General features: G+C 41.3%; 17 protein-coding genes and 1 tRNA gene. 9 read left to right on the forward strand and 9 right to left on the reverse strand.

Annotated features, from left to right (window positions below):
* The first annotated feature begins 11 nt into the window (after nucleotides 1-11).
* The 6 genes from smpB to LEP1GSC185_RS16740 all read left to right on the forward strand — a co-directional run bounded on the left by smpB (nucleotide 12) and on the right by LEP1GSC185_RS16740 (nucleotide 4,727).
* On the forward strand, nucleotides 12-494 hold the full coding sequence (gene smpB, locus LEP1GSC185_RS16715) for an SsrA-binding protein (RefSeq protein ID WP_008597191.1): 483 nt from the start codon (nucleotides 12-14) through the stop codon (nucleotides 492-494).
* Nucleotides 495-1,868: a ribosome biogenesis GTPase Der gene (gene der / locus LEP1GSC185_RS16720; RefSeq protein WP_008592987.1), complete on the forward strand. Its 1,374-nt coding sequence runs from the start codon at nucleotides 495-497 to the stop codon at nucleotides 1,866-1,868.
* On the forward strand, nucleotides 1,865-2,497 hold the full coding sequence (gene plsY, locus LEP1GSC185_RS16725; RefSeq protein WP_010515374.1) for a glycerol-3-phosphate 1-O-acyltransferase PlsY: 633 nt from the start codon (nucleotides 1,865-1,867) through the stop codon (nucleotides 2,495-2,497). Before der ends, plsY begins: the two co-directional genes overlap by 4 nt.
* 81 nt (nucleotides 2,498-2,578) lie before the next feature.
* A complete protein-coding gene (locus LEP1GSC185_RS16730) occupies nucleotides 2,579-3,265 on the forward strand; it encodes a hypothetical protein (protein WP_008592730.1) in 687 nt (228 codons plus the stop codon).
* A 202-nt stretch (nucleotides 3,266-3,467) separates the two neighbouring features.
* Entirely contained in the window at nucleotides 3,468-3,680 is a 213-nt protein-coding gene (locus tag LEP1GSC185_RS16735; RefSeq protein WP_008592748.1) for a hypothetical protein, read from the forward strand.
* 114 nt (nucleotides 3,681-3,794) lie between these two features.
* The gene (locus LEP1GSC185_RS16740; RefSeq protein WP_008592944.1) at nucleotides 3,795-4,727 is read left to right on the forward strand and encodes a DMT family transporter; all 933 of its coding nucleotides are present in this window, start codon (nucleotides 3,795-3,797) and stop codon (nucleotides 4,725-4,727) included.
* Here the strand turns inward: LEP1GSC185_RS16740 and LEP1GSC185_RS16745 are convergent.
* The 6 genes from LEP1GSC185_RS16745 to LEP1GSC185_RS16770 all read right to left on the reverse strand — a co-directional run bounded on the left by LEP1GSC185_RS16745 (nucleotide 4,724) and on the right by LEP1GSC185_RS16770 (nucleotide 11,405).
* Nucleotides 4,724-4,945, reverse strand: coding sequence for a hypothetical protein (locus LEP1GSC185_RS16745; RefSeq protein ID WP_010515377.1), 222 nt, complete (start codon nucleotides 4,943-4,945; stop codon nucleotides 4,724-4,726). The genes LEP1GSC185_RS16740 and LEP1GSC185_RS16745 overlap by 4 nt on opposite strands.
* 12 nt (nucleotides 4,946-4,957) lie before the next feature.
* Nucleotides 4,958-6,169 carry an EAL domain-containing protein gene (locus tag LEP1GSC185_RS16750; protein ID WP_008592808.1) on the reverse strand — a complete coding sequence of 404 codons (1,212 nt, stop codon included), beginning with the start codon at nucleotides 6,167-6,169 and terminating at the stop codon, nucleotides 4,958-4,960.
* 264 nt (nucleotides 6,170-6,433) lie between these two features.
* Nucleotides 6,434-7,684, reverse strand: coding sequence for an MFS transporter (locus LEP1GSC185_RS16755; RefSeq protein WP_008592130.1), 1,251 nt, complete (start codon nucleotides 7,682-7,684; stop codon nucleotides 6,434-6,436).
* Between the two features lie 3 nt (nucleotides 7,685-7,687).
* Entirely contained in the window at nucleotides 7,688-8,368 is a 681-nt protein-coding gene (locus LEP1GSC185_RS16760; protein ID WP_008592530.1) for a biliverdin-producing heme oxygenase, read from the reverse strand.
* A gap of 155 nt (nucleotides 8,369-8,523) precedes the next feature.
* Nucleotides 8,524-9,576 carry a serine/threonine protein kinase gene (locus LEP1GSC185_RS16765; protein ID WP_008592443.1) on the reverse strand — a complete coding sequence of 351 codons (1,053 nt, stop codon included), beginning with the start codon at nucleotides 9,574-9,576 and terminating at the stop codon, nucleotides 8,524-8,526.
* A gap of 5 nt (nucleotides 9,577-9,581) precedes the next feature.
* Nucleotides 9,582-11,405 carry a motility associated factor glycosyltransferase family protein gene (locus LEP1GSC185_RS16770; protein ID WP_008592778.1) on the reverse strand — a complete coding sequence of 608 codons (1,824 nt, stop codon included), beginning with the start codon at nucleotides 11,403-11,405 and terminating at the stop codon, nucleotides 9,582-9,584.
* A gap of 77 nt (nucleotides 11,406-11,482) precedes the next feature.
* Between LEP1GSC185_RS16770 and LEP1GSC185_RS16775 the strand changes: the two genes are divergently transcribed.
* From LEP1GSC185_RS16775 to thiH, 3 genes are read left to right on the forward strand one after another with little or no spacing between them, the layout of a single operon-like run.
* Nucleotides 11,483-14,266, forward strand: coding sequence for a chromosome segregation SMC family protein (locus LEP1GSC185_RS16775; protein ID WP_008592926.1), 2,784 nt, complete (start codon nucleotides 11,483-11,485; stop codon nucleotides 14,264-14,266).
* A 9-nt stretch (nucleotides 14,267-14,275) separates the two neighbouring features.
* A complete protein-coding gene (locus LEP1GSC185_RS16780) occupies nucleotides 14,276-15,088 on the forward strand; it encodes a thiazole synthase (RefSeq protein WP_008592845.1) in 813 nt (270 codons plus the stop codon).
* Nucleotides 15,069-16,205 carry a 2-iminoacetate synthase ThiH gene (gene thiH, locus LEP1GSC185_RS16785; protein ID WP_008592820.1) on the forward strand — a complete coding sequence of 379 codons (1,137 nt, stop codon included), beginning with the start codon at nucleotides 15,069-15,071 and terminating at the stop codon, nucleotides 16,203-16,205. The genes LEP1GSC185_RS16780 and thiH overlap by 20 nt, the downstream gene beginning before the upstream one ends.
* A gap of 79 nt (nucleotides 16,206-16,284) precedes the next feature.
* Here thiH and LEP1GSC185_RS16790 read toward each other — a convergent pair whose 3' ends face one another.
* The 3 genes from LEP1GSC185_RS16790 to LEP1GSC185_RS16800 form a co-directional block, all read right to left on the reverse strand.
* On the reverse strand, nucleotides 16,285-16,572 hold the full coding sequence (locus tag LEP1GSC185_RS16790; RefSeq protein WP_008592573.1) for a Cys-rich protein: 288 nt from the start codon (nucleotides 16,570-16,572) through the stop codon (nucleotides 16,285-16,287).
* A 23-nt stretch (nucleotides 16,573-16,595) separates the two neighbouring features.
* Nucleotides 16,596-16,669 (reverse strand) — tRNA-Met (locus tag LEP1GSC185_RS16795).
* A gap of 124 nt (nucleotides 16,670-16,793) precedes the next feature.
* Nucleotides 16,794-18,041 carry a hypothetical protein gene (locus LEP1GSC185_RS16800; protein ID WP_008592251.1) on the reverse strand — a complete coding sequence of 416 codons (1,248 nt, stop codon included), beginning with the start codon at nucleotides 18,039-18,041 and terminating at the stop codon, nucleotides 16,794-16,796.
* Nucleotides 18,042-18,341: the final 300 nt, after the last annotated feature.

Here is an 18,341-nt window from a genome sequence, read left to right on the forward strand (position 1 = left end):
CCTTTCGAACTATGGCAACGAAGAAAGAAAAAGACAATAGCCACACGCCACTGGTAAATAAAAAAGCCAAGTTTAACTTCGAATTGATCTCGTTCATCGAAGCAGGCATTGTTTTGTCCGGATCGGAAGTCAAAAGTCTTCGAGAAAAAAAAGCGAACCTCACCGACGCGTTCGCCAAGATAAAGAACGGAGAAGTTTACCTGGATAGTTTTTCCATCACTCCTTATAAGAATGGAGGATATTCTAACCATCCGGATATCCGCCCGCGTAAACTTTTACTGAATAGAAAAGAGATAGATAAGTTAGATAAACAGATCAAAGAAAAGGGATTGGTGCTCGTCGCTACGAAAGTATATTTCAAAGACAATCGTTGGGCTAAGGTTGAATTAGCGTTAGCAAAACCTAAAAAACTCTACGATAAACGGGAAGATATGAAAAAAAGCGACGCAAAACTGGAAATCGCAAGAGCGATGAAGACCAAGAATTACTCCTAAATGTCCTCTAAAAAAAGAGTTCCGATTATAAGCATCGTAGGGCGCCAGAACGTTGGCAAGTCCACATTATTCAATGCACTTCTTAAGAAAAAATTAGCGATTACCGAGGATTATCCTGGTGTGACACGTGACGTTCTTCGTGCGCGCGTTTTAAATCCGGAGAAGGGTCTGGACTTTATTCTATGCGATACACCAGGTCTGGATATAGAAAGACCTGAAAGTTTAGAAGAAGCAGTTCTTGAAAATGCCTTCAGGCAAGTTGCGGAGTCCGACCTTGTAGTTTTTCTTTTAGATCTACACGAAGTCACTTCTTACGATTCCAGACTGATAGACAAATTCAGAAAAGATCCGGAGCTAAATCAGATCCCGGTCTTATACTGCGTAAACAAAGTGGATCATCCTGAGGACGAAGAGGATCTGGATTCTTTTTATAAGATGGGTCTGTCGGAGATCCTACCGATTTCCGCTATAGGAAGAAGGAATCTTCCTCTTCTTTTGGAAAAAATCGCATTCTTGCTTCCGAACGCAAAAAGAAGAGCCCAAACCTCGGAAGAAGGTGAAACTCCTACCACCAACGAAGACTTCAGTCTTGCAATCGTAGGCAAACCGAATGCAGGAAAATCCAGTTTATTAAATGCGCTTTGCGGATATGATAGAGCGGTTGTGAGCGAAGTTGCCGGAACAACTAGAGACTCGGTGGATACGACCGTTACCTTCGATGGCAAAAAGATCCGAATCACCGACACAGCAGGTATCCGAAAAAAATCGGATAAGGCCGAAGCCTTGGAATTTTATTCTTACCAAAGAACCAAAAGGACCATCCAGAATTCGGACGTAGTCATTCATCTTTTGGATGCACTCAAAGGTTTCGGAGAATTCGATAAAAAGATCGTCGGAATGTTGCAGGAAGAAGGAAAACCGTTCCTACTCGCGGTAAATAAATGGGACGCAATAGAAGATAAGGATAACGATTCTTTTAAGAACTACCAAGAACGTTTGTATTCTAGATTTCCTCTTCTAAAAGAAATACAGATCATCACTTTAAGCGCCAAGGAAAAGCAGCGGATCCATAAGATGATGGAGATGACAATCGACCTTGCATCCCGCTCCAAAAAAAAGATCTCTACTTCAGAATTGAATCAGTCGCTTAGGGCTTGGATGGCAGAAGCCGGTAGGTCTTTCTCTGCAAACAAACCTCCGAAGATGTTGTATTGTACACAAGTTTCAGTTTCTCCATTTCACCTCATCTTATTCGTAAACCATGTGGATTATTTTAAATCTAATCTATTAACATTCATTAAGAAAAAGCTGACTGAAAAGTATAACCTGAAAGGGATCCCAATCCGTTTGGAATTGAGATCTGATCGAAAATGAACGAGTTGTATATATTCTTCTTACCTGTATCTTTTCTACTCGGTTCTATTCCTTTCGGATTTTTGGCCGCCAAATTGAAAGGGATTGATATCAGACAAAAAGGAAGCGGGAATATCGGCGCCACCAACGTAACTCGTTTGCTTGGATGGAAGATCGGGCTTCCCGTTTTACTCTTAGATATCTTGAAAGGTGCTGTCTTCCCACTTACGATCAGATTGTTATACGGAGAATCCCAGGAACTACTTTCCCTTTTTTGCGGGGTTGCCGCAGTGCTTGGTCATATGTTTTCTCCCTTCTTAAAGTTAAAAGGTGGGAAGGGGGTGGCGACTAGCTTCGGAGTATTTGCAGTTCTTGCCCCAGGGCCGACTCTTATCACATTGATCGTATTCCTGAGTTTGAAAAAGATCTTCGGATTTGTGTCCATCGGTTCCATTGGAGGAGCAGTCACTCTACCTATTTCATATTATCTACTTTCTTTGATCGACGGAAGAAATTTTAATACTCCAATCTTTTGGGCGATTGTAAGTATCAGTTTGACGATCTTGGTCCTCCACCGAACAAATTTGATCCGATTGATCAAAGGACAAGAATTCGCTTCTGATAAAGAGAAGTATAAAGCCCAAGAATAAACTTTTTCTAAAATTTCCTAAGACCGGTTTTACGCTTGAACTAAAAGTGAATCCGATCTAAAAATCGATCATCAGGTTTTTATGATTCATAAGGAGATAGACGAAAACCGTACTAGGGAAGAGAAGATCGAGAGTCTGAACCGATTCTTGCAAGCTCATCCATTGGCGGAGATCCAAGATCTTTACAAATGGCTCTATTACGGAGAATTCGGAGAGATCGCCATCCAGGAATTTTATACGGAAAAAAAGAATGCTCCTGCTCTTCATTCTATGTTAGAAGAGTTAAGATTTGATGCGGATAATAATATTTCTCCCGAGAATGTTTGGGAACCTCTCGGTTTTTCTCAAAGATACCTGATGGTCTATCTTACACCATATTATAATATGGAATATCCTCTGATGAGGGTGGTCAATCTGATCCAAAGATCATCCGCATTCCAAGGATATCGAATGAGATTCAAACTGGATTGGATCTTACTCAAGGATGAGATCGTTTCCCGAAATATAGGATTTTCCAAACAAGACTTTATCAATTTTGAGGATAGGATCCAATTCCACCAATTGCCTGAGTTGGATTTTTCCGATACATTCAAAAAAAATTATCCTGCCGCAAAAAGGATTATTGCCGCCAAATTGTTCTTCGAATATTTTCCGGAATTTATAGGAGAGCCAAGGGGATTCACCTTGCTTGAAGACGAGGCTGGTTCTTCCATTCCGGAAGAGGAAGAAGAGATGGTTTACCCTCGCTGGGAAGGCGAGGCTTTATAGGGAGACGCGGAGTTTTTTGGACACGCGGAGACGCTAAGCCGCCGAGTTTCGGAGCGGATAAAATAATAAACCTCTGTGTCTCTGTGCCTCTGCGTGGTAATCTCTTCGCGGCTCTTCCAAACTCTGCGCCTCATAATCGAAATTTATTTCTTTACAGAACTTCCCGAATAGTCTAAATTTTGTAAAAATAGGATTCGCAGTTATGTTACAAGAAATCAACGCAGCCGGAAGCAATAACCGAGCAGCCCAACAATTCTCCCAATCCGAATTCACTATCCGTAATATGCCGGATCGTCTTCATCCGCTCAGCAACATGGACACGGTTGTAACAGCGCCGAAGAGTCTCGCCAAGGTAGGCGTAAATACCGACGATCAAATTACTCGCAGGGGTTATCTAATCGATCTAAATGCATGATCTTTCAGATACAGACTAAAGTCGAAAGGAAAACCCGGCAACTAAGGCCGGGTTTTTTATTATACTCCTCTTCAAGGAGAGAACAAAAACACTGGTAATGAGGCAGAACTAGGGATGTTCCAAAATCAATCTATAAAATTCTTTATCCTTCTCGTGATCGCTATGGTGAGTTGGGGATTCGCTTGGCCTTCCGCAAAATCTATCGTAGGTACGGAACCGCCGATCGTGATCGTATTCTGGAGATTTTTAGCAACGGCGCTTTCTTTAGTTCCTATATTGATCGTTAGGAAAGAATCCATCGCGTTGCCTGACAAAAAAGGATTACTACAGGTAGCGATAGGCGCCGTCTTATACACAATATACAATCAATTCTTCCTATTAGGGCTTAGCCAAGGATTAGCGGGAGCAGGCGGGGTATTAGTAACCACAATGAATCCGATCTTTACCTATATCTTAGTCCACACTTTCCAAAAAAAACTTCCTTCCGGAAAAGAACTTATAGGTTTGTTCATCGGACTAACCGGCGGCTTCTTACTCTTAAAAATTTGGGAAGGAGATTGGACGCAACTGTTCCAGTCAGGGAATGTTTACTTTTTACTCTGCGCGTTCAGTTGGGCTATTCTAAGCATGAACAGCCATAGCACTGGACAAAGAATTTCCCCTATGGTATACAGCTTCTACGTGTTTAGCATAGGAACAGTTCTAGATCTATTTCTTGCACTTCCATACGATCTAAGCGGAGTATTGGATAATGGTTGGAATTTTTGGGTCCAATTACTTTATCTTTCCGTAATATCTACGACTTTCGGGACGACGGTATATTTTTACGCGTCCAGTAGATTGGGATCCAGAACGGCGAGTTCCTTTATATTCTTAGTTCCTGTTACTGCGCTTTTTGGGAGTTGGATTTTTCTGGGAGAAGAGCCCAAATTGAGCACATTACTTGGCGGTTTGTTCGCAATCTCTTCGGTGATCATATTGAACAGAACTCAGGGAAAAAAAGAGGAAGTTTTAGCGGTGGAAGAAGAACTAGAAGTTCCGAATTAACCCCAATTACTTTTATAAAAATGTTTGCCTTTAGGAGCCACCTGGAAACCTTCCGGGTGCTCCACTATCAGACTTGCTTCTTTCAAATCTTCTAAATGAGGTCTCAACTTCCATTCGGTAAGGGAAGTGTTCAGTTCCAAATCCCTCATAGTAAGGAATCCTCCTTCGGAAGACGCCCTATAAATATCTTGTAGGATTTGATTTTCAACATCGCTCATTAAAACCGTTTTTTAATACGGTCGAGGAGCGGTCACGTCCAAAAATACATAAGCCCCCGATTCCACTTCTCTACTAAAAACGATCAGATCTTTGACCGCGTCGCTATCAAAGTAACGCTCGCTCATTCCCCAATCATCAGGTTTTCTCATCGAATCTCTAAGCTGCCTATAAAAGTAAGGGAGATATGACCAATTTTTGCCGATCCCATGACTTGTTTCCCTAAAAGAATCTTCTCCAGTCCTCATATAATAAGGAGATAATTGGGTTCCTTTAGAATCCGTAATATACACCCTATGGATCTCTTTGGAAGATTGAAAAACAGTATAAGCGTCTATTAAATATCTATTAGCTATTTTTAATACGGGAAAAGGATTTAGAAATTCTCCTAAAGTTAATCGTATCTTATTTTCAAAATTTAATTCCTGTTTAAGTGCTTCCATCTTTTTCTGGTGGAAAAATTTCACCATTTCTTTGATGGATAGAGAAGGTTCTTTCCCCGTGGAAAGTTCAGCCCCTGGTCTCAAAAGTAAAAAGCCCTGTAAGAATCTGGCTCCACCTTCTAATGCAAAATACAATTCTTCTTGGGTCTCTAATCCTTCATACAAAACGGAAGCTCCTAAAGAGAAGGCAAGGTCACGTATATGCTCTAACACTTTCCTTACCGACGGAGAGCGAGAAGATGCTCGTATCAATCTGAGGTCTAATTTTAAAAAATCAGGTCGGAGAAGTCCCACTCTTTCGATACCGGAAGCCTCCGATCCTAAATCGTCCAAAGCGATCTTGAATCCATATGCTCGGAGAAGGTCGACAGCGATCCTTAATGAATCCAAACTTCCGGAAAATTCTTCTTCTGTGACTTCTAATATGATCCGATTCGGTTCTATTCCGTATTCCCTAGTTAGACGCAATAATCGAAAAGAATCAATCCGTTCATTCTCCAATTCCCTGTAAAGCCGATTGGGAGAAATATTTAGAAATAGTTTGGACTGGTCCTGGTGAACTTTAAGCTTTTCTAATGCTTTTCTCCAAATATTTTCTTCCAATTCTCCCAATTCAGAATCGGTTAGACCGGCTTCAGAAGAGAAAAGATATCCCGCAGAAACGACTCCATCCTCCGTTTTTTTACGCGCCAAAACCTCATGCGCGAAAATTTGACCGTCTTCAACGGATAGGATAGGTTGGAAGTACGGTATGATTTCCGCTTTCTGGACTTGGAGGATCATTGTTCGTTATATCGGATGTCTTTGTCGCTATAGCAAATAGAAATCCCTAACCATAGTTGTTTTGGAGAGAAATACGTTAATATTATTAAATTAGTTTAATATAGTTTAAAATCAATTTCGCCATTCGCAAATTTATGCGAGTGTCTCATATTCTTCCAATTTCTTTAAATCGTAGAAAGAATTTTCTAAAATTTCGCGAGACGTTTTTTCTTTTGCGGATTCTGCACTAATCCTCAAACAAATTAATACAACTGATTTGTTGTATTAATCTAGTCTTTTTTCTTTTTCTAAAATTTTAGATAATAGGGGAAGAGTGCCTAATACCAATAAGACTTCTAGAGCTCCGAACAGTATTCCCGTAAATTCCAGACCGGAAGTCCTATCATATATATTACTAAATGACTCTTGAACGGAGATAGAGACTAAGGGGCCTAAAAGAAATCCTAATGAACCGAGACCGGTAAATACGGTCATAACCACAGCATTAAAACCGCTTGGTGCGAGAGAGGAAGCAAGTCTCATTGCAGGGACGTACATAATCCCGGCTCCAATTCCACATGCGATCATGGATAAATATAATCCGGAAGAAGTATTCAAGAACCCGGTGCTAGCTTGTGCAATTCCATATATGAAAGAACCGATCCAAACTAAGGAAATGGAATTCCATCTTTTGGATAGAAGTGCAGCAGGCAGGGATAAGACGCTCATCAGAAGGAACATGACTCCAAAAAGTCCGCCTACCTGGCCCGGAGAAAATTCAAGATCTTCTCTCAAGTGTAAATTTAAGGAACTCAGGAAATAACCTACAGTAAATCGATCTACAAAATGAAAAGCGATCGGAACGAGTAACAAAGGAGAAAGTGACAATGCCGTTCTGGTTTTTTGCCATCCCTCCCATTCTAGTTTTTTTAGATTACCTTCTTCCAAAAGGAAAAAAGATAAAATTCCCAAAATAAAAAGAAAGAGACCACCCACGAAGAATGGAAGAATAGGATTTTTATTCCCTAAAAATCCAAGGGATTGGCCTACACCCCCACCTAAAGTGAGCAGTGTTCCGGCTAATCCGAATAAAATTCCTTTATTATAAAAACTGGATGTTTGGTCCTTCTCCTTATCTGAAATACAAGTGAGAAGAAGACCGATCACAAAAATATGCGCTCCTCCCTCCAAAAATCTCAAAACAAAAAGAGAAGAGATATTCGGCATAAAAGGGAGAAGAACTAATAAGAGCGCATCCAATATAGCAAAAGTTCCGATTATTTTTTTTCTGGTCCCTAATTTATCCGATAGCCATCCTGCTAAAGGGGAAAATATAAAAGAACCAAGCATCGCAGAACTTTGGAACCAAGCTACTCCATAACCGGTCCCACCCAATCTATCTTTTACAATTTCTTTATATACCGGCACAATCATCGTGACCGGAAGCATTGCTAAAAAAACGAAGGATAATGTGATCCAGGGAAAAGAATCCGCCCCCAAGGAAGAGGATTCTTTTTTGGCAGATACTTTTAACAAAAATCAGTGCCTCGCAGGACTTGCTAAAACTTCTTCGAATTTGGCCTTGCCTATGGAAGAGATCAAAGTTTCTTCCAGCTCATCGAAAATTTTTCCGTTCAGTTTAAAGACTTCGTTTGCCTCGTGTACTATTTTTTCTTTTTCAGAGTCGGAGAGAGAAAGAGAATCTAAGGTGTTTCTATATTTATCCTTAAAATCTTTTGGACTGGAAATTTCAGGGAACTCGTAAAAGTCCAGACCTGATGTTCCTTCTATCCCTAAAGCTTTTGCGGCTACTCTTTTTAGGATCTGTCCGCCTGAAAGATCTCCTAAATAGCGAACATAACTATGTGCTACTAATAACTCCGGAGAAGTATTTGCAGTTTCTCTAATATGTTTTACGTATGCTTCGGTTGCAGGGGTGGCTTTTGGAGAATGTCCCGGTTGGAAAAAATGTCCCAGGTCTTTTTCGATCATCCCTTTTCTATATAATTCCGGGAATCTGATCTTTCCTACGATTGGATGGTCTTTTTTATTTTCCAACTCTTCCTCCATTGCGGCATACACGAAATAAAAAGATTCCAAATGTTTGGCGTAACTTTTGGGTTCTAATACTCCTTTCATAAAGCAGCGAATGAATGCGTTGTTTTCCGCAATGGTATGAGATTCAGAGGTTCCGTCTCTTAATGCTTGGGCTAGGCTCATGGGGCTTCTCCTGACAATACTGTGACAAATCTCTAATTTTAGGTTTGAGAGTCAATCTCAAAATATGAATTCTGACGAAATCGACTGGTTCTGAATCTTGTAGTATCTTCGACGAAGTGAGGAAGGAGGGGAGATTGCCAGATTCGAAGGCCTGGCTAATCCTCCATATCCCAGAAAAAGTCCTTATTGGTAAGCTCTGGCTCCTCTATTTTTTGAAAGGAGTTCCTTCCATCCGGTTCGGAAGAAAAAGGAAGGTCCGAACCAAGTCGTTCCAGGTCCTGGGTTTCTCTTTCCCAGTATTCTTCCGTTCCGAAATGAGGAAACGCATTCGGAAAAGAGGGATCTTCCCAACGTTTTGCAATCCATGCAGAATAATGAATATAACGTAAGCCGCGCAAAGGTTCCACCAGATCGAACCAAGAAGCGCGGAATTCCCTGAACTCTCTGTAGCCAGCCAAAAATATCTCCCTTTCGTATTCGGAAGCAGAGTCGCCAAAAGGTAGAAGCATCCAAAAATCTTGGACTGCCGGTCCGGTCACAAAATCGTCGAAATCTATAAAGCAGAGTCCATCCGTAGTTTGTATCAAATTTCCTTTATGGCAGTCCCCGTGGATACGATGGAACGGCATGTCCTTGGAAGTTTCGGAGAAAGAGTTAAAAATCCGGTTAGCAGCGTCTTCGTATCTTTTCCGGAGATGAGTGGGTAGGAACTCCTTCTCTTTCAAAAAACGTAAGGGCTCCTCTCCGAAATTTTTCAGATTATAATGTATCCTATATTTTGCCGGTTTAGAGGCGCCAATATTATGGATTCTGGCGAGTAATCTTCCCGTTTGGACTAAATTTTGTTCGCCTAGTTCTTCTACCAGTCTTCCTTTTTGGAGAGGCCAGATCGTATAATAAATTCCTTTTGTTTCTCTGACAGTGATGCCGTTTTCCAAAGGTAGGGGAGCTACCACCGGTATCTCTCCTTCTTCTAACTCCTTTAGAAAAGAATGTTCTTCTAATATCTGATCAAGTGTCCAGCGCCCTGGCCGATAAAATTTTACTACTAGCCTTCCGCCTTCTTCTAAGCCGACATCGTAAACCCTATTCTCTAAACTATTTAAAGCGAGGCAATGTCCGGAAACTGAAAATCCTGCGTCTTCTACCGCAGATAGAACGGAATCAATATCGAGTCTGTTGTAGAATTCTTTGCCTGGGATTTCCATAACTTTTAGTCTCCAGCGAGTAACTTTCTTCTTAAACCGGTAAACTCTTTCAGGATCGCACCCAAGAATAGTTCTCTCTTACGTGGCTCGTCCAGTTTATCTTTATGGCGAAGAATATACACTTCCGTTTTTCGGATCAAATATCTCAGATCTTCCCATTTGCCCAATTTGTTTCTAAAAAGAGAAAGCAGGTCAGTGTAGGCTTTGTCTTTTGTTTCCTGTTTGGAAAATTCGTTTTTGATCGTATCGATTGTTTCTAATAATTCTTTTTTAAAAATTGCAGGAGAACCTACCAATGTCTCCTGGATTAACTCCGGTTTCCATGCGGGAAATTTATGCCAGAAGTATTGGTGGTTTTGGAATTCGTTTAGTATCAGGCTTGCTTCTTCCGGTCCTATATTTTCAGCGTTCTCTATTTTTGCGCCTTGTGTGTTCACATTATAGACGGGAAAGTCCAAGGATTTGGAAGATTCTTCAAACCAATGTCTGTATAAGTCCAAAACATAATCTGTTAAAACTTCTCCGCCTTGGACGGAGGGAACGTAACGTGTATCTCTTTTTCGGACCACTGCTTCATTGATTTTTTCTAAACTGGTTTTTCTAGTAAGTAAGGTAAGCCATTTTTCGTTATGATGAGTTCCGGTAGAATGGATCTCTCTACCCGAATAAGCCAGGTCTTGGCCTACTAAGAAGCATGGTTTACATCCAAGACTTCTGAGTAGATCGAAAGCGGTTGTAGCGACACTTCCTCCGGATTGAACGTCTCCGATGGGGCCAAGCAAAGATTCTGCGCTGGAACTTCCTGCGGTTGCTTCTCTTTTTAATTCTCCGGAGGCATCCACTAAATATTTTGCTGTGATACTGTGGACCACCGACTTAAATTTCAAATTTCTTAATATAGGAGGGGAGCTAACAAGGTCCGCAAATAACGGGATTTCGGTCGTATCTTCTCCCAAAAAATGGAATACGGAATGCGTTTGTGCATCTAATGTCATTACGCCGTCAGGTATGATCCCGTATTTGAGAAGCACCTTTAGAGAAGTATCGCAAGACATTACAAAAACCTTATCTCGTATACTTTTGATCCATTCACATTGTCTTCGTAAGTTCGGTCCTGCGGATACGAGTAGGGAAGGTGTTCCGTTGAATTTTTCCTTTAAGGATTCTATTTTGGTCCTAGGACTCGGAGTCGATAGAAAGTTTGCGGTGTTTACGAGAGAATTTCTCACCCAAATCCTTTCGAATTCGAATTTAGTCAGAAGATCGCTCATCTTCGAGGATAGGATTTTTCGAAGTCTTATATCCGTTTCCGCGTAGAACATTTCTTCCAAAGAAACACTCGCTGCGTTCCTAAGTATTCTGATGCCTGAAACTCTTTCTACAGGAAGCGATTCTAAATAATTCCAAAGAAGAGAGAGAGAATTTTCTCCCAAGAACAAATGTCTTCCAGGGACTTCCATCACCGGTTCTAACCATTCTTCCCATAATGGAAAAAGTAGATCTCTGTCTTTGTCTATGAGTAATAAAATTTGTCCCGGTTCTAACTTAGATTCAACTTCTCGGATTAAATGTGGATTTCCGAGCCCTAAGATTGCGACCAGATCCGTGGATTGTATTGAGACGGAATCCACTTGGCGTTTTGCTTGGGTAAAAGGAGATACCGAACTTGCCAATGCTCTTCCTTTTTTAGAAAGAAAGAACTCATTTAGGTTTTTGGCCGCTTCCAGTCGGAACTCCAACATTTCTGTAGGAGGATTTTGGAAATACAGGCTGAGATAGGGTTTTTTCCCGAATATTTCTCTTGTTTTTTCCGGGAGATCGTGAGACATAATACTCCTAAGCATTCCAGAGTCCGCCCGATTCTGGTCACTTGCAATCAATTTCCCAAAGAAACACAAAAATACATATGTATCTCAAAAGCCTGAATATTGTTGGATTCAAGACCTTTGCGGACGAGACAGAAGTTCTTCTCGATCCGGGATTTACCGCAGTTGTAGGACCTAACGGTTCCGGAAAATCGAATATAGTCGACGCTTTAAAATGGGTCTTCGGCGAAAAATCCGCCAAGGGTCTTCGCGGTGATAAGATGGACGATGTCATCTTTCACGGTTCGGAGGCTCGTAAGCCTGCCGGCTTTGCGGAAGTCAGCGTAGTTTTCGATAATTCTTCCAAACTGATCAAGATGGATTATCCAACCATCAAATTGACCCGCAGATTATACGCGGATGGAAATAACGAATATCTAATAAACGATTCTCGCGTACAACGAAAGGAGATCGAAAAGATCTTACTCGATACGGGTATCGGAAAATCCAGTTATTCCATTATGGAACAGGGAAAGGTGGATCGGATCCTCCATTCCAAACCGGAAGAAAGAAGACTGATCTTCGAAGAGGCAGCAGGTATTTCCAGATTCAAGATGGAAAGGCAAGAGGCTCTCAAAAAACTTTCCGACACCAACCAGAACCTTCTTCGTATCCAAGACATCATGAATACCATGAAGAAGGAAATGGAAGTTAAGGAAAAACAAGCGGAGAAGGCGGAGGAATATTTTAAACTCAAACAAGAGTTGGACGAAACGGATAAGATCATTCGTTATGTCAAGTTCTCTACTCTCACCAGAAAATTCGAAACCTCCGAAAACGAATTAAAAGAAATTAAAGAAAAGAACCAGGTCTTACTCGAAAGAATATCCGTGGAAACAGGTCGGATCGAAGAGTTGGATCATCATAAATCCGATCTGGAAAAGAAGGTCGCAGAGATTGACAAAAAACTTTTGGACCATCTCACCCAAACCCAGATCCAAAAAGATAAAGTCGAGAGCAACAAAGGTATCATTCTAGATTATTCGGATCGTATTTCCGATATTAGAGAGTCCTTAACTAAGGAAGAATCCGCTCAAAGCATTCTACAGATCGAGAAAGAAAAACTGGAAAAAGAAGCGATCGATCTAGAAGGAGAAAGTAAATCTCTAGAATTAGGGATCGAAGATCTTCGTAAGAACAAAACCGAGATCGAAGCTAAGATTGAAGCCGAAAATACTTCCATCCAAGAGAAGGAAACCAGGATCCAGTCCAATGACAAACGGCATGTAGATCTGAGAGAAAGACTAAAAGAAGTCATCTTTGATCTGATCTCCCAATTAGAGTCCCGCAAAAAAGAAGCCCAATCCACTGAAGAGGAAAGAAACCGTCTCAAGGAACTCTTACTTGGAGAAGCGGATCGTATCCATTCCGTGGAAACAGAACTCAAAAGCGCATTGGATTCATATGCAGGAGAAGAGACTAAAAACAAGATCACTTATCTTGCAGGAAAGCTGGAAACGGAAAAGTTCAGGTCTCAGTTGGGAGAATATTTCTCCTTAGAAGACAGCATCCGCAGTTTATTATTCGATAGAGACGGATTTTTATCCCAGAAAGAAGGATTAGACCAAGAGATAGAAGATTTGATCTTGGAAAACGAAAATCTGACCAGATCGATCAAAGAATCCGGATTAACAATCGAGTCTCTCCGAGAAGAAGCGGAGAATATCCGCGAAAAGATCGTTTATTTAGAAAAACGGATCTTAGAATTAAATTCCGAAAAGAACTCTAAATTAGAATCCGCAAAGTCCCTTTCCGAAAGGATAGAAGAGACCCAAAAAAGGATTTTGGCTGCCCAAGAATCCATCAAAACTTTAGGCGCTAAAAAGACCGAATTCGAAAAAGAAGTGATCGAACTGGAACAACAGATCGAGAACAGATATAACGAATTTTTGGAAATGAGCCGCGCTTTAGATTCCGAAAAAGAAGCTCTTCGAAATATCGTAAAAGAGATCCAAGGTCTTAAAAACGAGATCCAGAAAAACCAAGAAGATTACAAGAACCTATTCCCTATTTTAACTGAAAAGGAAAAGGCGGTCTCCGTTTATAAGGTCCAATTGGAATCTTTTTCCGAAGAATTATATAATGATTACTCCATTTCCGAGCAGGAACTTGCGGACGAATTTAAGGACAAGAAACCTGAAAAAGGGGAGAGCGAGACCAAGCTCAAACGTTTGAAGTCTGATATCCAGATGTTAGGTTCGATTAACCCACTTTCTATCGAAGAATATAGAAACGTAAAAGAGATCTACGAACATCACCGCACTCAAAAAGAAGATATCGAAAGATCTAAAAACGATATCACTGAGATCTTGAAAAACATCAACGAAGAGTCCGAAAAACTTTTCAGAGAAACATTCGAAAGGATCAGAGAAAATTTCCAAGAAACATTCTCCACATTGTTCAACGGGGGAAGAGCTATGCTCGAACTCGTGGATGGAGAGGATAGCTTAAACGCAGGTATCGAGATCATGGCGGAACCTCCCGGCAAACATGTCCAAAATCTGAGACTTCTTTCCGGAGGAGAGAAATCCCTCACTGCAATCGCGTTGCTATTTGCAATCTATATGGTAAAACCTTCTCCATTCTGTTTCTTGGATGAGATAGATGCTGCCTTAGACGAAGCGAATAAACTTCGTTTCTGCCAGATCTTAGACAAGTTCAAGGATAAGTCCCAGTTTGTAGTGATCACTCATGCTCAGTCTACGATACACAGGGCGAATTCCATTTTTGGGGTTACGAACGAAGAGCCTGGAATATCCAAAATTATCAGCTTGAGACTGGACGAAGCTAGAGATTTTGCTGGAAGAGCGACCGAAGCAGTATAATCTGGAATTGTGGCGGAATCAGACGATCTAATCATCGCAGGCAGAAGGTTCAAATCCAGGCTGTTTTTAGGGACAGGCAAGTTTTCTTCAGGGGCCTCTTTGGAGCAGGCGATTCGATCTTCCGGGACGGAAGTGGTGACTGTAGCTCTACGCAGAGTGGATCTGTCTTCGCAAGAAGACGATATTCTTACGAGAATTGACAGGGAAAGAATATTGCTTTTACCTAATACAAGCGGCGCAAGAGATGCAGAAGAAGCAGTCCGCCTCGCAAGATTGTCCAGGGAACTGGGTGGAGGAAATTGGGTAAAACTAGAAGTTACTCCTGATCCAGTTTACCTTTTACCTGACCCGATTGAGACCTTAAAGGCGGCCGAGATCCTAGTAAAAGAAGGATTTAACGTTCTACCTTATATCAATGCAGATCCGATCCTTTGTAAACATTTAGAAGAAGCAGGTTGTGCCACAGTCATGCCCTTAGGTTCTCCGATCGGGACTAACCAAGGGATCCGCACCTTGGCAAACTTAGAAATTATTATAGAACAATCTAATGTGCCGGTCGTAGTGGATGCAGGGCTCGGATTACCGTCTCATGCCGCGCAAGCAATGGAGCTGGGAGCGGATGCGGTCTTAGTCAATACTGCAATCGCGATCGCTAAAGATCCCGCAAAAACCGCTTATGCATTCAAACTTGCCACGGAAGCGGGTAGGCTCTCCAGGTTATATTCCAATTCCGGAATTTCCACATCCAAAAAAGCGGCAGCCTCCAGCCCGTTGACGGGATTTTTAGAAGAAGAATCCAGAAATGTACACGGAGTTATTTGATAAAATCTCCTTCTCAGAAGCGAAGGAAAGAGTATTATCTAAATCTAAATTAGATATAGAGTCTGCACTCCATTCTTCCCATTTCGGAAAACCGCTACATTTCGAAGAGTATCTCTCTTTATTAAGCCCGGTCGCTGACCCTTATCTGGAAGAAATGGCTAATTACTCTTTAAATTGGACCAAAAAAAGGTTTGGAAATACGATTTCTCTTTATATGCCGATGTATCTCTCCAACGAATGTAGGTCTTCCTGCGTTTATTGTGGATTCAGTTTTGAAAATAAGATCCCCAGAAAAACTTTGAACGAGTCCGAGATACATGCTGAGTCTAAAATCCTTTATTCCAAAGGAATACGACACGTTCTCATATTGACCGGAGAAGATTATTCCATCACAAATTTGGAATATTTGAGATTTGCGGTCCGTATCTTAAAGTCCTATTTCGATTCTATCTCTATCGAAATTTATCCGATGGACCGGGAAAAATACGAAGTATTGATTGGAGAGGGAGTGGAAGGTCTGGCGGTTTACCAAGAAACCTATGATCCGGAGACGTACTCCAAATATCATCTTCGTGGAATGAAAAAGAATATGAGATACAGGTTAGATGCTCCCGACAGAGGAGGTCTTGCTGGATTTAGGCGAATCGGAATAGGCGCACTCCTTGGACTTTCCGATCCTTACGGAGAAATGTTCCGCTTAGGAGAACATGCACATTATCTTTCTAAAAAATATTGGAGAACTACTATACAAGTCTCTCTTCCTCGTATGAGACCTGCAGAAGGAGAGTTTGATAAGACGATCTTTGTGTCGGACAGAGAGTATGTCCGGTTCTTATTTGCGCTTCGTCTTTTTTTGCCGGATAGCGGGCTTGTTCAGTCCACAAGAGAATCCACACGAATGAGAAACCATTTAGCAGGAATGCCTATTACTCATATGTCAGTGGAATCCAGGACAGATCCAGGTGGATACTCGGGCGGAGAAGAATTAAAACAATTCGAGATCGAAGATACTAGAAAGATCGAAGAATTTACCGAGATGTTAAGGAAGAAGGGACTGGATCCTGTCTTTAAGGATTTCGACCGGGCATTTTTCCAAGTACCCGATCGAATGAGTTAGGAGCCCGTCCCGAAAGTCCAGGCTCTTGAAGATTAGGACCATAAATATCCGTAATCTAAGGTTCGGAGGAGTATAAGGATTATTTTTTACCTTTATAACTTTCCATCAAGCAGCTATTAAAAGCAGTACATTGACCTGAATGAGTTTCGTAACAAGAAGTAACCGCTGAATAATTTTTGCGGCAGGTGTTTAAACACCCTGCTCCCACTTTTTGTCTATCTGCAGCACTAAGCTTTTTTTGCCCTTCTACGCAGTTTGTGTAAAAATCACAGATCTGGTTGCATGCTTGGCTTTGAGCGGAAACGGAGGAGAATCCGGTGAAAACCGTAGCTAGCAAGATTAGGGTTGCGAGGATTGTTTTTTTCATGGGTGTGTTTTCTCCAAAGGACCTAGCGACGCAGGGATTCGAACCCCGGACCTGCGGATTATGATTCCGTTGCTCTAACCAGCTGAGCTACGTCGCCGTTATTCCTAGGAAATACCTATCAAAGGTATTTACCGGTCATTTTTTTTGAAATACCGGCCTTGTCAAAGATTTCTCTCCGGGTGATTCGAAACCTTTCCTAGGACAAACTGGCCCTATATTCTCTAATCAGACCCTTGTCCGATTAGAATGTTCCAGCTTTCAGGCGTTTTTCCATTCCCTTTCTGTTCCGGATTTGGTAAATTTTTTCTTTCTAAGAGAAGATTTTCAAGACGGACCTGTAATGTTTTTCCTAAATTTTCCCACTCCGTTTTTAATTCTTCCGGGAAGGAAAGTTTAGAATGGGATTCTACTTGAGAGAGAAGGTCGGGGATCAGCTTTTCTTCAATCTCCTTCTTCCGAAGTTGGAAATGTTCTAGTAAGTCTTTTTGAGAATGAGAATATTCTTTTTCTAATCTTTTGAGCAAGAATCTATCAGTTCGGTCAGAATATTTATCCAATAAATGGACGACCCTTTCTTCAAAGATCGCTTCCATTCCGGCTTCTGCTTTCGGATGAAATTCTTTTGCAGTCCATTCTTCTAGTTTGTGCAAAGCGTCTTTGTGTTGGGGTCTTTCTTGTATCCAACGGGAAACTAATTCTTCGTAAGCTTCTGCAAGAACGCATGCGAGTATCAAAAGTTGTAGTCCGAAGGAAAAATAGATTTTGGGTCTGAAAACGAATCCATTCTCAGATTCAATTTTCCCCAATGCGGACAAAAGGGAGGAGTATTTAGAATCGGCTCTTTTGTATAAGAACTTTTGGATCGCGGCCTCTAACTCGGAAGAAGATCCGTAGACTAATTCGTATTCATAGATCTCTTTAATATCCGTCAAAGATCCTACGAAAAACGCCTTTGCAAAGGAGAAGGAAGAAGAATATCTTTTTCCGTTCTCTTTTTTTCCCCATAATTTTCTTTCTAGAAGTAGAGACGTTGAATGTTTCTCTTCTTCTTTCCAAATAATCTCCGGGATCGAATGGATATTTGTTTCGAATATTTTACTAAGCTGTTCTTCGGATCTTTCGATCTTTCCTAAAACACGAATATAAGAGTCCGTTAAACTATTTCCATCCGAAGTCCAGAAACATAGTTTATTCCCGAATAATACAGGAGGGAGCAAATAAGAGAAGGTAATCTGATCCGGAATCTCTGTTTGCGCGCGGACAGGATAGGAAGGAAGGGTAGAGAGAATTTGAGAAGAAGGTATCCAATCTTCCAAGGGAACTAAATAGAATTCTTCTGCTCCATTCTCCTTTGCCCATGCCAACACGGATTGAAAATATTCTATGGAGTCTGGAATTCCGATCTGGGCATCTCTCCCGTCTGAAAAAGAAAGTTCGGATGGACTAGGCCATTTGGCAAGGGTCTGCATGGTTTCTCCCATGATTATATTTTGAGCGTAGTGTACCAAACTAGCGCAAGGCAAAGGGCCGATAGATCCAAAACCTTGGGGGTGAAAATTCTATCGAATCCATTCAATCGGAGTTTTTTACTGATTGCCTCAGGTTCAAGGATTTTTAGCCTGAGCATGGACTGCTTTTCAAGGGGCCTCTTCTTTTTTTGAAAGAAGGGAAGATACTTGCAGGATGGGTATTAGGATTTGGCACATCTCTTGCATAACATAAGCAGGACACGCTTTTCGCGTGCGAATTAGAGACCCTTAGTACAAACA

This window comes from Leptospira licerasiae serovar Varillal str. VAR 010, assembly GCF_000244755.1.
Classification (GTDB): Bacteria; Spirochaetota; Leptospiria; order Leptospirales; family Leptospiraceae; genus Leptospira_B; species Leptospira_B licerasiae.

What these genes read in the sequence shown, in the direction of transcription:
- LEP1GSC185_RS16730 (WP_008592730.1), top strand. Translation starts at nt 2,579, where the DNA reads ATGATTCATAAGGAGATAGACGAAAACCGTACTAGGGAAGAGAAGATC.
- smpB (WP_008597191.1), top strand. Translation starts at nt 12, where the DNA reads ATGGCAACGAAGAAAGAAAAAGACAATAGCCACACGCCACTGGTAAAT.
- LEP1GSC185_RS16800 (WP_008592251.1), bottom strand. Translation starts at nt 18,041, where the DNA reads ATGCAGACCCTTGCCAAATGGCCTAGTCCATCCGAACTTTCTTTTTCA.
- LEP1GSC185_RS16740 (WP_008592944.1), top strand. Translation starts at nt 3,795, where the DNA reads ATGTTCCAAAATCAATCTATAAAATTCTTTATCCTTCTCGTGATCGCT.
- thiH (WP_008592820.1), top strand. Translation starts at nt 15,069, where the DNA reads ATGTACACGGAGTTATTTGATAAAATCTCCTTCTCAGAAGCGAAGGAA.
- der (WP_008592987.1), top strand. Translation starts at nt 495, where the DNA reads ATGTCCTCTAAAAAAAGAGTTCCGATTATAAGCATCGTAGGGCGCCAG.
- LEP1GSC185_RS16735 (WP_008592748.1), top strand. Translation starts at nt 3,468, where the DNA reads ATGTTACAAGAAATCAACGCAGCCGGAAGCAATAACCGAGCAGCCCAA.
- LEP1GSC185_RS16760 (WP_008592530.1), bottom strand. Translation starts at nt 8,368, where the DNA reads ATGAGCCTAGCCCAAGCATTAAGAGACGGAACCTCTGAATCTCATACC.
- LEP1GSC185_RS16765 (WP_008592443.1), bottom strand. Translation starts at nt 9,576, where the DNA reads ATGGAAATCCCAGGCAAAGAATTCTACAACAGACTCGATATTGATTCC.
- LEP1GSC185_RS16745 (WP_010515377.1), bottom strand. Translation starts at nt 4,945, where the DNA reads ATGAGCGATGTTGAAAATCAAATCCTACAAGATATTTATAGGGCGTCT.
- plsY (WP_010515374.1), top strand. Translation starts at nt 1,865, where the DNA reads ATGAACGAGTTGTATATATTCTTCTTACCTGTATCTTTTCTACTCGGT.
- LEP1GSC185_RS16775 (WP_008592926.1), top strand. Translation starts at nt 11,483, where the DNA reads ATGTATCTCAAAAGCCTGAATATTGTTGGATTCAAGACCTTTGCGGAC.
- LEP1GSC185_RS16770 (WP_008592778.1), bottom strand. Translation starts at nt 11,405, where the DNA reads ATGTCTCACGATCTCCCGGAAAAAACAAGAGAAATATTCGGGAAAAAA.
- LEP1GSC185_RS16790 (WP_008592573.1), bottom strand. Translation starts at nt 16,572, where the DNA reads ATGAAAAAAACAATCCTCGCAACCCTAATCTTGCTAGCTACGGTTTTC.
- LEP1GSC185_RS16750 (WP_008592808.1), bottom strand. Translation starts at nt 6,169, where the DNA reads ATGATCCTCCAAGTCCAGAAAGCGGAAATCATACCGTACTTCCAACCT.